This is a genomic window from Pseudooceanicola atlanticus, assembly GCF_000768315.1.
GTDB classification, from domain to species: domain Bacteria; phylum Pseudomonadota; class Alphaproteobacteria; order Rhodobacterales; family Rhodobacteraceae; genus Pseudooceanicola; species Pseudooceanicola atlanticus.
Genome location: NZ_AQQX01000003.1, coordinates 324,890 through 338,402 on the forward strand (window position 1 = coordinate 324,890; position 13,513 = coordinate 338,402).

A 13,513-nucleotide genomic window follows, 5' to 3' on the forward strand; every position below is an offset into this window, starting at 1 on the left:
GATAATTACCAATGCAGATCGGATCTCTCATCCGACGCGCAGCGCGTCATTTCAAGACCGCGCCCTGCCTCGTGCAGGACGACCGCGTCATGAGCTTCGCCGAATTCGACGCGGCCACCGACCGTCTGGGCAACGCGCTTCTGGCTTCGGGCCTCGAACCGGGTGACCAGGTCGGTGTGCTCCTGCCCAATTCCATCGAATGCATCGTCGCCTATTACGCCCTGGCGAAATCCGGGCTGGTGCGGGTCGGGATGAACACCCGCGAAACCATCGGCGATCATGCCTACAAGCTGACCGACAGCCAGTCCCGCGCGGTGATCCATCCCGGCGACGACGATTTCCCGGTCGAGATGAAGATCGACCTGGCCACGCTCAACCGCATGATCGACACCGGCGACAGCACCCCCTGTTCCGTCGCCCGCGCGCTCGATGCGCCCTACCGCATGGGCTATACCGGCGGCACCACCGGCCAGCCCAAGGCTGTCACCCTGACCGAACGCGGCGAACTGGCGGAATTGTCGGCCTTCCTGACCGACCTGATGCCCGACATCCGCGAAGGCGACACCTTCCTGCACGCGGCCCCCATTGCCCATGCCTCGGGCGCGTTCTTCCTGCCCGCGCTGGTGCGCGGCGCGCGCAGCCTGATGATGACGAAATTCGACGCCGCGCAATTCGTCGACATGGCCCAGGCCGAAAAGGCGACGCTGACCTTCCTCGTGCCGACCATGCTGTCGATGATCCTCGAGGAACCGGGCTGCGCCGACGCCACCTTCGACCTGCGCCGCATCGCCTATGGCGCCTCCCCGATCTCCGAGGCCGTGCTGCGCCGCGCCGAGGCCCGCTTCGGCCAGGTCTTCGCCCAATGCTACGGCCAGGCCGAAAGCCCCATGGTCATCACCTGCCTCAAACCCGAGGATCACGACCGGATCGGCTCCTGCGGGCGGCCCTTCACCATCGTCGAGGTCAAGGTGCTGGACGATGACGACAACGAGGTCCCGGTCGGCGAAACCGGCGAGATCTGCTGCCGCGGCCCCCAGACCATGGCCTATTACTGGAACCGTCCCGAGGCGACGGCCAAGACCTTCCGCAACGGATGGCTTCACACCGGCGATGTCGGGCGCATGGACGAGGACGGGTTCTTTTACATCCTCGACCGCAAGAACGACATGCTGATCTCGGGCGGCTACAACGTCTACCCCCGCGAGGTCGAGGACATCCTGCTCGAGGTCGAGGGCGTCGTCGAGGTCGCCGTGATCGGCCTGCCCGACGAAAAATGGGGCGATCGCGTCCATGCGGTCGTGTCGGGCCGCCCGGGTCTCGACCCCGATGCCGTTCTGAAACACGCTAAATCGCGGCTGGCCGGACATAAATGCCCCAAGGGCGTGGATGTCTGGGACAGCCTGCCAAAAAGCGGCGCGGGCAAGATCCTGCGGCGCAAGGTTCGCGACGACATGATCGCGGGCAGCAAACACAGGGAGATGTCCGAATGATGAAGGATCCGCAGCTGGCCCTCCACGGGCTGGCGATCAAGAAACACGGAACCGCCGAAGAGGTCGCCGCCATCACCGCGCTCGATCCAGCCGTGGTCACCAAGCACCTCGATGCCGCCGCCGAGACGGGCCGCGCGCTCAAGACCGGCGACAAGTACATGTTGCAGCCCACGGCGCAGATCGCGCTCAAATCGGCCTATTCCCGCGATTATTCCGATGAACGCGCCAATGCCGACATGCAGGCCGCCTATGACGATTTCGAACGGGTGAACGAACAGCTGAAATCGCTCATCACCGAATGGCAGACCATGACTGTCGGCGGCAAGTCGATGCCCAACGACCATTCCGACAAGGCCTATGACGACAAGATCATCGACCGCCTGGGCGACCTGCACGAACGGGCCGAGCCGGTGCTGGACCGGCTGGCCGCCGGGCTGCCGCGCCTGTCGGTCTGGAAACAGCTGCTGCTGACCGCGCTGGAACGCGCCGAGGACGGAGAGATCGACTGGGTCTCCGACGCCCGTTGCATGAGCTACCACACCGCCTGGTTCGAAATGCACGAGGACCTGATCCGCGTGCTTGGCCGCGAACGCCTGGAGTAACCCATGACCCGCTGGACCACGAAACTCGACGGCTCGGACCTGCCCGACAAGCTGCTGATCGGCGGCAAGGGCTGGTCGGTCGCGCGCATGGCCGCCCTTGGCCTGACCGTGCCGCCCGCCTTCGTCATCACGACCGAGGCCTGCACCGAATACCGCCGCACCAAGGATTTCCCCGACGGCCTGATCGACGAGATCGCCGAGGGCCTGTCCTGGCTCGAGGCACAGACCGGCCGCACCTATGGCCACGGCCCCTCGCCGCTGCTGGTCTCCGTGCGCTCCGGTGCCGCGATCTCCATGCCCGGCATGATGGATACCGTGCTCAACATGGGCATCTGCGGCGAAACCGAAACCGCCCTGACCGAGGAATGCGGCGACCCGGCCTTTGCCCGGGACACCCATCGCCGGTTTCATGAACTCTACAGCCACATCGTGCTCAAGACCGACGCGGGCGAGCTGTCCAATGACGACACGGCGCAGGACTGGGCCGAAACCATCCGCGCGGCCTCGGGCAAGGACCTGCCCGCCGACCCGACCGACCGGCTGCACGCCGCCGTCCGCGCGGTGTTCGAAAGCTGGGACTCGCGGCGGGCCAAGCGCTACCGCAAGCATCACGACATCTCGGACGATCTCGGCACGGCCGTGGTCATCCAGGCGATGGTCTTCGGCAACATGAGCGGCGCCTCGGGCACCGGCGTCATGTTCTCGCGCAACCCGATCGACGGCAATCCGACGCCCTACGGCGAATACCTCGTCAACGCCCAGGGCGAAGACGTGGTGTCGGGCAAGTTCACGCCCAGGCCACTCGACACGATGCGCGACACCGTGCCCGAGGCGCATGACGCCCTGCTCGACGGCGCCCGCCGGCTCGAGGTCGAAAACGGCGACGTGCAGGACATCGAATTCACCGTGCAGGACGGCACGCTCTATTTCCTTCAGGCCCGCGCCGCCAAACGCGCGCCCGAAGCGGCGCTGAAGATCGCCACCGACATGCTGGACGAGGGCACGATCGACGAGGCCACCGCCCTCACCCGCATCACCCCCGACCAGGTCCGCTCCCTGCTGGCCCCGCGCCTGGCCGACGGCGCCGCCGCCTCTGCGGAAACGCTGGCAAGGGGCGAAGCGGCCTCTCCCGGCATCGGCATCGGTGTCGTCGTCACCGACAGTGACGAGGCCGAACGCCGCGCCGCCAATGGCGAGGCCGTGATCCTGGCCCGCGCCACCACCAGCCCCGACGACCTGCACGGCATGATCGCCGCCATGGCCGTCGTGACCGAACGGGGCGGATCGACCAGCCATGCCGCCGTCGTCAGCCGCGCCCTGGGCGTGCCCTGCGTCACCGGCTGCGGCGACGCCACCGTCACCGCGCTTGCGGGCCGCACCATCACCGTCGACGGCGCCGAGGGCCTGATCCTCGCCGATGCGCTCGACGTGCAGGAACCCGACGAAACCGCGCTCTCGGGCATCGTGCGCCTGACCCGGATCGCCGAAGGCGTCAGCCCGGTCAGGGTCATCCTGCCCGGCGACGCGCCGTCATCGGCGCTCGATCTGAACGCGGTCGAGGGCGGCAGCGAACTGGATCGCCTGCCCGAACTGCTGAAAGGCGTCGATATCGCCGGCGGCGGTGCGCTGGCCGATGACAAGGGCGTCGCCATCGCGGTCGCGGCCGGGGTGAAAACCATCGTCGGCCAACCCCGCCTCGCCATCCTGCTCGCCGCCCTGCGCGCGCAGAAAACCAACGAGGATCGCGAAACCATCGCGGTCGAGGCTTCGGTCTGAACCCCCAAGGACCCGGTCAGGAACGGAAAAGAACATGACACTGAAACAAACCGATATCGAGGCTCTGGTCGAACTCTTCGGCGACAGCTCCTGGAAAGAGATGCACCTGCGCATGGGCGAGGACGAGTTGTTCCTGACCAAGGATGCCAACGCCACCAGCCCGATGGCCCGCGGCAATGCCCAACCGGCCACCGCCCCGGCGCCCGCACAGGCTCCAACCCCGGCCCCGGCTCCCGCACAGGCCCCAACACCAGCCCCCGCCGCGGCCCCGGCCCCCGCGGACAGCACCGACCGCTCCGGCTGGATCGAGGTCAAGGCCCCGAACCTCGGCACCTTCTACCGCGCCCCCAGCCCCGAGGCCGACCCCTACGTGACCGTGGGCGCAACCGTGACCGAAGAGACCGAGATCTGCCTGATCGAGGTGATGAAACTCTTCACCACCATGCGCGCGGGTCTCAAGGGCACCGTTCGCGAGATCGTGGCCCAGGACGGCGACATGGTCGAATTCGGTGCCACGCTCATGTGGATCGAACCCGAGGCCTGATCCATGACCGTATCCCGCATCTTCGTGGCCAACCGTGGCGAGATCGCCCAGAGGGTTCTGCGCACCGCCCGCGACATGGGCCTGGAAACCGTGATCGGCGTGTCCCAGGCCGATGCCGAGGGGCTGCCCGCCCAGATGGCCGACCGCGCCGTCGTGCTGGGCCCCGCCCAGGCCACGCAAAGCTACCTCAACGTCGACCTTGTGCTTCACGCGGCCAAGGCCACGGGCTGTGACGCGCTGCATCCGGGCTACGGCTTCCTGTCGGAAAAACCCGAACTGGCCCGCCGCTGCGCCGAAGAGGGCATCACCTTCATCGGCCCGCGCCCCGAAACCATCGAGGATATGGGCGACAAGCTCTCGGCCATCGCCGTGGCCCGCGCCGCCAAGGTGGCGACCGTGCCCGGCACCGACATGATCGACAGCGCCTCCAAGGCCAAGGCCGCGGCCGAAGAGCTCGGCTACCCCGTGGTGATGAAGGCCAGCGCCGGCGGCGGTGGCAAGGGCATGTTCCTCGCCCGCTCCGCCGACGGGCTGGAAAGCGCCTTCAACCGCGCCACCCGCGAGGCCCAGGCCGCCTTCGGCGATGGCCGGCTCTACATGGAACGCTTCGTCGAAGCCGCCCGCCACGTGGAGGTGCAGGTGATCGGCGACGGCGAAGGCAACGTGATCCATTTCGGCGACCGCGACTGTTCCGTGCAGCGCCGCTACCAGAAACTGATCGAAGAGGCGCCGGTCACCGCCATGTCCCCTGCCCTGCAGCAGAAACTGCGCGAGGCGGCGGTGCGGCTCTGTGCCCATGCGAAATATCGCGGCGCCGGCACGGTCGAGTTCCTCTACGATGTCGCGCGCGAGGATTTCTACTTCATCGAGGTCAACTCGCGCATCCAGGTCGAACACCCGGTGACCGAGGAGATCTCGGGCCACGACCTGATCCACCACCAGATCCTCGCCGCCAGCGGCCAGGGCCTTGTCCTGTCACAGGACGAGATCACCCTGTCCGGTCACGCGCTCGAGGTCCGCATCAACGCCGAAGACCCGGCCCGCGACTTCGCCCCGGCGCCCGGCCGCCTGACCGCCTGGGCTCCGCCCTTGCAAGACGGCGTGCGACTCGACAGTCACATGCGCGACGGCGATCTCGTGCCGCCCTTCTATGACAGCATGGTCGGCAAGCTGATCACCCGCGCCAGGACCCGCGACGACGCGATCGAAGCAATGCTGCGCGCCATCCGCGATTTCCGGGTCGAGGGCATCACCACGACGCTGCCCTTCGCCGCCCGCATCATCGACCACCCCGATTTCCGGGAAAACCGTATCACCACGCGCTGGCTCGAGGATCAGTTCCTCGCGGCGCAAGACGTTGCCTGAAGGAGACCAAGATGGCCCATGTTGAATTCCTCGACGAGACCATGCGCGACGGCCAGCAAAGCCTCTGGGGCATGAGAATGCAGGCCGGCATGGCCTTGCCGGTCTCCCCCCTCATCGACCGGACCGGGTTCCGGGTGATCGACCTGGCCGGGTCGTCGCTGATGGAGGTGCTGATCAAGCACGCCCAGGAAAACCCCTGGGAAGGGCTCGACCTGCTGGTCAATTCCATGCCGCGCACGCGGCTGCGGGGCGGCATGCGCTCCAACGCCTCCGTCACCTTCGGGGTGACGCCGGATGCGCTGATGGACCTGTGGATGCGGCAGCTGAACGAACACGGCATCCGGTCCTTCTGGATCTACGACGTGCTCTACAACATCGACAAGATGCACCGCCTCGCCAAGGTGGCCAAGGAATACGGGTCCGAGGTCGCCGGATCGATCATGTACGTGCAATCGCCGGTCCATACCGACGATTACTTTGCTGAAAAGGCCGGGCAGATGGCCGCCTCTCCGGATATCGACACGATCCTGCTTTATGATACTGCCGGCGTGCTGGAAAAAGAGCGGCTTCAGACCCTGATCCCCGCGATCCGCGCCAAGATCGGCGACAAGCCGATCGAGTTTCACGCCAACAACATCCTCGGCCAGTCCGGCAAGGCCTACCTGGACGCGGTGGACCTGGGCGTCACGATCCTGCACACCGCCTCGCGCTCCATGGCCAACGGCCCCTCGGTGCCGTCGACGGAAAGCGTGGTCAAGAACCTCGAGATCCTGGGCCACACCCACAACCTCGACAAGACGCTCTTCAAACCGGTCGAGGAGCACTTCCGCGCCGTCGGCAAGGCGGCGGGCTTCCTGGTGGACCAGTTCAACGAATACGACGTGCTGGCCGTGCATCACCAGATCCCCGGCGGCATGACCGGCACGCTCAAGGCGCAGCTGGCTCAGCACAAAATGACCGACCGCCTGGATGACGTGCTCGAGGAAACCGCCAAGGTGCGGCGCGAACTGGGCTATCCCGGCATGGCGACGCCGTTCTCCCAGCTGGTGGGCACGCTCGCGGTGCTCAACATCGTCACCGGCAAGCGCTACTCCGTCATCCCCGACGAGGTGATCCAGTACGCCGCCGGCTATTACGGCGAAACCGTCGCGCCGATCGACGACAACGTGCTTGACCAGATCATGACCTCCTCCCGCGCGAAAGAGGTCCTGGCCGCCCCGCCCGAACAGCCCTCCATCGAGGATCTGCAAAAGCAATACGGCACCACCGACCCGGACGAGCTGATCCTGCGCGCCCTGGTTCCCGGCCCTGCACTGGACAAGATGCGCGCCGCCGGGCCGGTCAAGACGACCTACCCGCTGCTCTCCAGCCCGGAACTGGACCAGGTGCGCAAGCTGCTGAAAGTGGCCAACCTGCCGCTCGTCCAGATCCAGAGCAGCCAGCTCGACCTGACCCTGCGTGGCGGGGCCTGACATGCGCCGCGCCGTCATCGTCGATATCCTGCGGACCCCCTTCGGCAAAGGCCGCGAGGGGGGCGCGCTCTCTCACCTGCACCCGGTGGACCTCTATGCCCGCACGCTGCAGGCACTGCTGGCCCGCACCGGCATCGACCCGGACCTGGTCGAGGACGTGATCACCGGCTGCGTCATCCAGGTCGGCGAACAGGCGGCCAATATCGGCCGCCAGGCCGTGCTGGCCGCCGGCCTGCCCGAAACCGTGCCCTCGGTCACGCTGGACCGCAAATGCGGCTCGGCCCAGCAGGCGATGGATTTCGCCGCCCAGGGCGTCATCGCGGGCGCCTATGACGTCGTGATCGCCGGCGGTGTCGAGATGATGAGCCGCGTGTCGATGAAATCGAACCGCATGGGCAAGGACAACATGGGCCCCATGTTCCACGCCCGCTATCCCGATGGGCTGGTCCACCAGGGCATCTCGGCCGAGCTGATCGCCGCCAAGTGGGGCCTCGACCGCGACGCGATGGACCGCTTCGCCCTGCGCTCCCACCAGCTGGCCGATGCCGCCCGCGACCGGATCGGCGCGGATGTCATCGACATCGACGGCGTCACCGCCGACGAGGGTCTGCGCCCGTCCTCGACGCTGGACGCCCTCGGCGGCCTGCGCATCGCCTTCCAGGACGACGCCCTGCACGACCGCTTCCCGCAGATCAACTGGTCCGTCACCGCGGGCAATTCCAGCCAGGTCACCGACGGCGCAGGCGCCGCCCTGATCATGGAGGAAAGCCTCGCGCTCAAGCTCGGCCTGACACCGCGTGCCGCCTTTGCGGGCTTTGCCACCGTGGGTGACGATCCGGTGATGATGCTGACAGGCCCGATCCCCGCCACCGCGAAATTGCTGGCCCGCAAGGGGCTGACCATCGACGACATCGCCGCCTTCGAGGTGAACGAGGCCTTCGCGTCGGTCGTGCTGGCCTGGCAGGCCGAAACCGGTGCCGACCCGGACCGCGTGAACCGCTATGGCGGCGCCATCGCGCTTGGCCACCCGGTCGGAGCGTCGGGGATGCGCCTCATGGCCAACCTCGTCGCAGCACTCGAGGACGGCGCAGGCCGTTACGGGCTTCAGACCATGTGTGAAAGCGGCGGCATGGCCAATGCCACCCTGATCGAACGCGTATAGGAGGCCGCGATGTACATCGTATCCGTGCTCTACCCCAAGGGCAATTTCGACCTCGACTATTACCGGCAGAGCCACCTGCCCCTGGTCGACCGGCTGCTCACCCCCGAAGGGATGAGCGAAATGGCCTATTGGCAACCGACCGAGGACGCCCCCGACGCGCCGTTTCAACTGATCGCCGAGCTGCGCTTTGCCGATGCCGAAACCGCCGGAAAGGCGCTGGCGCTGCATGGCAAGACCACGCAGGACGACATCCCGAACTTCACCTCGGTGACACCCTTGATCCTGACGGGAACGCTGCGCGCGGGCTGATCCTCAGCCCGCCGCCAGCGGTCGCACCATCCGGTCCACGCCGGCCTGGAACGCATTGTCGTCCAGCCGCGAAATCGACAGCCGCGACCGCCAGATATGGATGCGCATCAGGCGGTCGGCGCGGATGAACTGCCCTGCCTTGATCGCCGCGATCACCGCCCGGTATTCGTCGAACTGCTTGCTGCGGTCGGGTTCCGACATCAGCGTCTGGAATTGCAGCCGCAGCAGGTGGATCTGCATCAGCGGGATGATCCGGTGCAGCTCGTCATTGCCCGAGGCCCGGAACAGGATGTCGTAGAACTTGCGCCGCGCCTCGATGAAGCTGCGGGAATCCCCCCGATCCTCATGCGCCAACAACTCTTCGCTGACCGCGTCGAATTCCTCGCGCATGTAGCCCTTGGACACCTGCCGCGCCGCCAGGTTCGCCCCCAGCCCGCAGGTCACTTCCAGCACCTGCAACAGGTCCTGCGCATCCTTGCGGTCCAGCGCGCGGACGAAGGCGCCGCGGTTCTGGTTCAGCGTCACGATCCCTTCGGCCGCCAGGCGTTTCAGCGCCTCGCGGACCGGGCCACGGCTGACGCCCAGGCTTTCGGTCAGGTCGGCCTCGACCAGGCGCTGGCCCGGCACCAGCGTGCTGTTCTGAATGGCGGTGATGATGGCGTCGAACACGATGTCCGGTGAACTCTTGGTCACGATCTTGGCCTCGGTCACAGTCCTGGAAGACGGTTTCTTCATATATTAATCCCAAACACCGTTATCGCACAGACCACCTGCCTGTCACGGTGGCCCCGTTGAAAGTCTATCACAAGATCTCGTGGATATGGTAGCGAGGGCCCTCGGCCAGCCGCTCTCCGATACCCACGCACATTAGGCGGTTCAGCCAGGTCCAATCCGGATGCGCCGTCTCGAACCGTGGCAGGATGCGGAAATACAGCCGCTCCGGCGGCACCTCCCGCCCCTCGGCCAGGGCGGCGATATCCTCGTCCGACCCGTGGCGCATGCCCGCATAGGTCATGTGGATCTGCGCGCCGTCCTCCGTTTCGAGGGTCAGGCGCACATCCAGCTCCAGCACCCCGTCGGCCCGGGTCAGCGCCCAGTCGCCGCCGAAGGGCAGCACATCGGCATTGATCCGTCCCCGCATGTCGCCGCCGATCACCGGCACGATCTTGCGGTTGCCCTGCGGCGTGTCACCCAGTTTCTGCGCCGGTCCCAGCTTGGCCGTCAGAACCGCCAGCGGGCGGGTTCTGGGCACCGTCCAATCTTCCACGTTCACCTCCCGGTCCATGATTTCAACCTCCAGTATAAAGCAAACCGCAAATATATGAAGAACAATATTGCACTACAATTTTGTCTTGCTAGACTTTCCCCTCACCAGAGGAGGAGACAGCAATGGCCATCATCATCACCGGCGGAACCAAGGGGATCGGACGCGATGTCGCCCTCGCCTTCAGCGCGCCGGGCAAGACCGTCGTCGTCAACTACCATTCCGACAGCGCGGCCGCCCAGGCCACCGCCGCCGAGATCGAAAAAGCCGGGGCCACAGCCATCGTCGTGCAGGCCGATGCGGGCACGCCCGAGGGCTGCGCCGACCTGGCCCGCGCGGTCAGCGATGCCGGCGAACGCGCCGAAATGCTGGTCCATTGCGCCGTCGATGCCTACGCGACCCCCACGCTCGACGCAGCGCCCGACCGGTTCACCAAGGCGGTGACTACCAACGGCATCTCGCTCCTTTTCCTGGTGCAGGCCTTCGATGCCCTGCTCGACAGCGGATCGACCGTGTTCTTCTTCTCCAGTCGCGGCGGCCGGATCGTCGTGCCGAACTACGCCGCCATCGGCGTCGGCAAGGCCGCGACCGAGGCGCTGATCCGCTACATGGCGACCGAACTTGCCCCGCGCGGCATCCGCGTCAATTCCGTCGCCCCCTCCATCGTCGGGACCGAGGCGGTGCGCACCATCTTCGGTGAGGACACCACCACATCGCTGATGGAGCACGCGGCCCGCGACAACCCCTCCGGCCGTGCCGTCGCCCCGGACGATTATTGCGAGCTGATCCGCTTCCTCGCCTCCCCCGCCGCGCAGTTCATCACCGGCCAGGTGATCTACGTGAACGGCGGCGCCAACCTCGCCGCGTGACGCACGGCGGGGCCTCGGCCCCGTCGGATCTGGCCCCGTCGGATCTGGCCCTGTCGGGTCTGGCCGCGTCGGGTCCTGGCTCCGGGCGAAAGCGCCGCATCAGATGCCCGTCCGGCGGCCCAAGAGGGCGGTCATCCGCACCGACGCAATACCGACCGGATACCGACGTGATACCGACGTGCCGTTCGGTGGGGTAACGAACCCGCGCCGGGGTGGTCGGCCTGCGCCCCGCTCCTGTCTTCCGGACACGAAAAACCCCGCCGCGCGGAACGCGGCGGGGCTGTTTTCGTCGGGCTGGAAAATCAGCCGATGATCTTGTTCAAAGTCTCGGACGGGCGCATCACGGATGCGGTTTTTTCCGGGTCGGTATGGTAGTAGCCACCCAGGTCCGCAGCCGAACCCTGTGCCGCTGCCAGCTCACCCACGATGGCCGCTTCGCCTTCGGCCAAGGCCTTGGCAATAGGCGCAAAATGCGCGGCGATCTCGGTGTCCTTGGATTGTGCGGCCAGCGCTTCCGCCCAATAGCGGGCGAACCAGTAATGGCTGTCGCGGTTGTCCGGCTCACCCACCTTGCGCGAGGGCGACCGGTTGTGGTCCAGGATGCCCTGGGTGGCGACGTCCACGCCCTCGCCCAGCACCCGTGCCTTTTCGTTGCTCCGGGCATCGGCTAGGAACTTCAGGCTTTCGCCCAAGGCACAGAATTCGCCCAGAGAATCCCACCGAAGGTGGTTCTCTTCCTGCAGCTGCTGCACGTGTTTCGGTGCCGATCCACCGGCCCCGGTTTCGAACAGACCGCCGCCATTCATCAGCTTGACGATGGACAGCATCTTGGCCGAGGTCGCCAGTTCCAGGATCGGGAACAGGTCGGTCAGGTAGTCGCGCAGCACGTTCCCGGTGATCGCGATGGAGTTCTCGCCCTTGGTGATCGTCTCCAGCGTCTTCACGGTCGCCTTGGCGGGCGACATGATGGCGAACTTGTCCGCGACACCCTTGGCTTCGAGGATCGGCTTCACGTACTTGATCAGCTCCGCGTCATGGGCGCGGTCCTCGTCCAGCCAGAAGATCGCCTCGCAGCCTTCGGCCTTCTGACGTTCGATGGCCAGGTTCACCCAGTCTTCGATCGGCGCCTTGCGGGCCGAGGCCGAGCGCCAGATATCGCCCTTCTCCACCTTGTGCTCGTGCAGCACGGTGCCGTCGTCGAGGATCATCTTGACGGTGCCACCTTCGGGGATCTCGAAGGTCGTCGGATGCGATCCGTATTCCTCGGCCTTCTGTGCCATCAGGCCGATATTCTGCACCGTGCCTGCGGTCGCCGGGTCGAGTTTCCCGTTCTTTTTGAAGAACTTGATCGTCTCGTCATAGACCGGCGCGTAGGAATTGTCGGGGATCACGCAGTTCGTGTCGTGCTGCTTGTTGTCCGGGCCCCAGCCCTTGCCCCCGTCGCGGATCAGCGCCGGCATGGAGGCGTCGATGATCACGTCGGAGGGCACGTGCAGGTTGGTGATGCCCTTGTCGGAATTCACCATGTACATCGGCGGGCGCATCTCGCGCACTTCCTCGATCGCGGCCATGATCTCGGGCTCGCCCGACACCTTGTCCAGCAGAGAGCCCATGCCGCCATTGGGATCGACGCCCAGCTCTTCCATCTTGTCGCCGTACTTGTCGAAGACCGGCTTGAGCCACTGCTTGACCGCGTGACCGAAGATGATCGGGTCCGAAACCTTCATCATCGTGGCCTTCATGTGCAGCGAGAACAGAACGCCCTCTTCCTTGGTCTTCTCGATTTCCTCGGCCAGGAAAGCGTCCAGCGCCTTGGCGGACATGTAGGTCGCGTCGACCACGGTGCCCTCGGGGTAGGACACGCCCTCTTTCAGGACGATCTCGCCACCTGCGGTTTCCAGGACGATCTTGGCGGTCGCGGCCTTGTCCAGCGTCGCGGACACCTCGTTGGAGGAGAAATCGCCCGACGACATCGACGCCACGCGGGTCTTGCTGTCGGCGGTCCACTCGCCCATGCGGTGCGGGTTGGACTGGGCGTATTTCTTCACCGCGATGGCGGCACGGCGATCCGAGTTGCCTTCGCGCAGGACCGGGTTCACGGCGGAACCCTTGATCGTGTCGTACTTGGCGCGGACGGCCTTTTCTTCTTCGGTTTCAGGCTCGTAGGGATAATCGGGCAGCGCGTATCCCTGCGCCTGCAATTCCTTCACCGCCGCGACCAGCTGCGGGACGGAAGCGGAGATGTTGGGCAGCTTGATGACGTTGGCTTCGGGCGTCTTCACCAGTTCGCCCAGCACGGCCAAGTCGTCGGTGATGCGCTGGTCTTCGGTCAGGGCCTCCGGGAAGGTCGAGATGATACGACCGGCCAGGGAGATATCCTTGGTGCCGACCGACACGCCCGCGGCGGCGGCGAAGGTCTGAATGATCGGAAGCAGAGAGGCCGATGCGAGCTCCGGCGCTTCGTCTACCTTTGTATACACAATATCGGGGGTTTTGCTGTCAGCCATGATTTCCAAGCCTTTGTTGAGCCGCCGCACGCTTATCTCACAAGGGCGCAAACGTCCACCGCCCTGTCACGGCTGCGACGGTTTATCAGCCGAAACCGCCTCGGGCCCGGCGTCTGCCTGCCTGAAAATGCGCCCCTGATCGGGGCCGGCTGT

General features: G+C 66.0%; 12 protein-coding genes. 9 read left to right on the plus strand and 3 right to left on the minus strand.

Translation table 11 applies throughout. The annotated features are described in order from the left end of the window. Positions 1–11: 11 nt before the first annotated feature. The 8 genes from ATO9_RS09420 to ATO9_RS09455 are packed head-to-tail and all read left to right on the plus strand — an operon-like array spanning position 12 to position 8,720. The gene (locus ATO9_RS09420; protein WP_043747779.1) at positions 12–1,490 is read left to right on the plus strand and encodes an AMP-binding protein; all 1,479 of its coding nucleotides are present in this window, start codon (positions 12–14) and stop codon (positions 1,488–1,490) included. After that, the gene (locus tag ATO9_RS09425) at positions 1,487–2,092 is read left to right on the plus strand and encodes a hypothetical protein (protein WP_052418204.1); all 606 of its coding nucleotides are present in this window, start codon (positions 1,487–1,489) and stop codon (positions 2,090–2,092) included. Before ATO9_RS09420 ends, ATO9_RS09425 begins: the two co-directional genes overlap by 4 nt. Positions 2,093–2,095: 3 nt before the next feature. Next, complete coding sequence (locus tag ATO9_RS09430; RefSeq protein ID WP_043747781.1) at positions 2,096–3,868, plus strand: pyruvate, phosphate dikinase; 1,773 nt, start codon at positions 2,096–2,098, stop codon at positions 3,866–3,868. A 34-nt stretch (positions 3,869–3,902) separates the two neighbouring features. Next, on the plus strand, positions 3,903–4,412 hold the full coding sequence (accB, locus tag ATO9_RS09435; protein ID WP_043747784.1) for an acetyl-CoA carboxylase biotin carboxyl carrier protein: 510 nt from the start codon (positions 3,903–3,905) through the stop codon (positions 4,410–4,412). Positions 4,413–4,415: 3 nt separating this feature from the next. After that, a complete protein-coding gene (locus ATO9_RS09440) occupies positions 4,416–5,777 on the plus strand; it encodes an acetyl-CoA carboxylase biotin carboxylase subunit (RefSeq protein ID WP_043747786.1) in 1,362 nt (453 codons plus the stop codon). 11 nt (positions 5,778–5,788) lie between these two features. Further along, the gene (locus ATO9_RS09445) at positions 5,789–7,249 is read left to right on the plus strand and encodes a pyruvate carboxylase (protein ID WP_052418205.1); all 1,461 of its coding nucleotides are present in this window, start codon (positions 5,789–5,791) and stop codon (positions 7,247–7,249) included. Between the two features lies 1 nt (position 7,250). After that, positions 7,251–8,411: a thiolase family protein gene (locus ATO9_RS09450; protein ID WP_043747789.1), complete on the plus strand. Its 1,161-nt coding sequence runs from the start codon at positions 7,251–7,253 to the stop codon at positions 8,409–8,411. A gap of 9 nt (positions 8,412–8,420) precedes the next feature. Then, positions 8,421–8,720 carry an EthD family reductase gene (locus ATO9_RS09455; RefSeq protein ID WP_043747793.1) on the plus strand — a complete coding sequence of 100 codons (300 nt, stop codon included), beginning with the start codon at positions 8,421–8,423 and terminating at the stop codon, positions 8,718–8,720. 3 nt (positions 8,721–8,723) lie between these two features. Here the strand turns inward: ATO9_RS09455 and ATO9_RS09460 are convergent, their stop codons facing one another. Both ATO9_RS09460 and ATO9_RS09465 read right to left on the minus strand, forming a co-directional pair. Beyond that, positions 8,724–9,455, minus strand: a complete 732-nt coding sequence (locus ATO9_RS09460) for a GntR family transcriptional regulator (protein ID WP_081979512.1) — start codon at positions 9,453–9,455, stop codon at positions 8,724–8,726. A 67-nt stretch (positions 9,456–9,522) separates the two neighbouring features. After that, positions 9,523–9,987 carry a DUF3237 domain-containing protein gene (locus tag ATO9_RS09465; protein ID WP_162183065.1) on the minus strand — a complete coding sequence of 155 codons (465 nt, stop codon included), beginning with the start codon at positions 9,985–9,987 and terminating at the stop codon, positions 9,523–9,525. Between the two features lie 122 nt (positions 9,988–10,109). Between ATO9_RS09465 and ATO9_RS23445 the strand changes: the two genes are divergently transcribed. Then, complete coding sequence (locus ATO9_RS23445; RefSeq protein WP_052418208.1) at positions 10,110–10,853, plus strand: SDR family oxidoreductase; 744 nt, start codon at positions 10,110–10,112, stop codon at positions 10,851–10,853. A gap of 302 nt (positions 10,854–11,155) precedes the next feature. On the opposite strand, the gene ATO9_RS09475 is transcribed toward ATO9_RS23445, so the two are convergent. Next, a complete protein-coding gene (locus tag ATO9_RS09475; protein ID WP_043747795.1) occupies positions 11,156–13,360 on the minus strand; it encodes an NADP-dependent isocitrate dehydrogenase in 2,205 nt (734 codons plus the stop codon). Positions 13,361–13,513: the final 153 nt, after the last annotated feature.

Bases quoted from the DNA above. Each gene is read 5' to 3' on its own strand.
- ATO9_RS09420 (WP_043747779.1), top strand. From the start codon at position 12: ATGCAGATCGGATCTCTCATCCGACGCGCAGCGCGTCATTTCAAGACC.
- ATO9_RS09425 (WP_052418204.1), top strand. From the start codon at position 1,487: ATGATGAAGGATCCGCAGCTGGCCCTCCACGGGCTGGCGATCAAGAAA.
- ATO9_RS09430 (WP_043747781.1), top strand. From the start codon at position 2,096: ATGACCCGCTGGACCACGAAACTCGACGGCTCGGACCTGCCCGACAAG.
- accB (WP_043747784.1), top strand. From the start codon at position 3,903: ATGACACTGAAACAAACCGATATCGAGGCTCTGGTCGAACTCTTCGGC.
- ATO9_RS09440 (WP_043747786.1), top strand. From the start codon at position 4,416: ATGACCGTATCCCGCATCTTCGTGGCCAACCGTGGCGAGATCGCCCAG.
- ATO9_RS09445 (WP_052418205.1), top strand. From the start codon at position 5,789: ATGGCCCATGTTGAATTCCTCGACGAGACCATGCGCGACGGCCAGCAA.
- ATO9_RS09450 (WP_043747789.1), top strand. From the start codon at position 7,251: ATGCGCCGCGCCGTCATCGTCGATATCCTGCGGACCCCCTTCGGCAAA.
- ATO9_RS09455 (WP_043747793.1), top strand. From the start codon at position 8,421: ATGTACATCGTATCCGTGCTCTACCCCAAGGGCAATTTCGACCTCGAC.
- ATO9_RS09460 (WP_081979512.1), bottom strand. From the start codon at position 9,455: ATGAAGAAACCGTCTTCCAGGACTGTGACCGAGGCCAAGATCGTGACC.
- ATO9_RS23445 (WP_052418208.1), top strand. From the start codon at position 10,110: ATGGCCATCATCATCACCGGCGGAACCAAGGGGATCGGACGCGATGTC.
- ATO9_RS09475 (WP_043747795.1), bottom strand. From the start codon at position 13,360: ATGGCTGACAGCAAAACCCCCGATATTGTGTATACAAAGGTAGACGAA.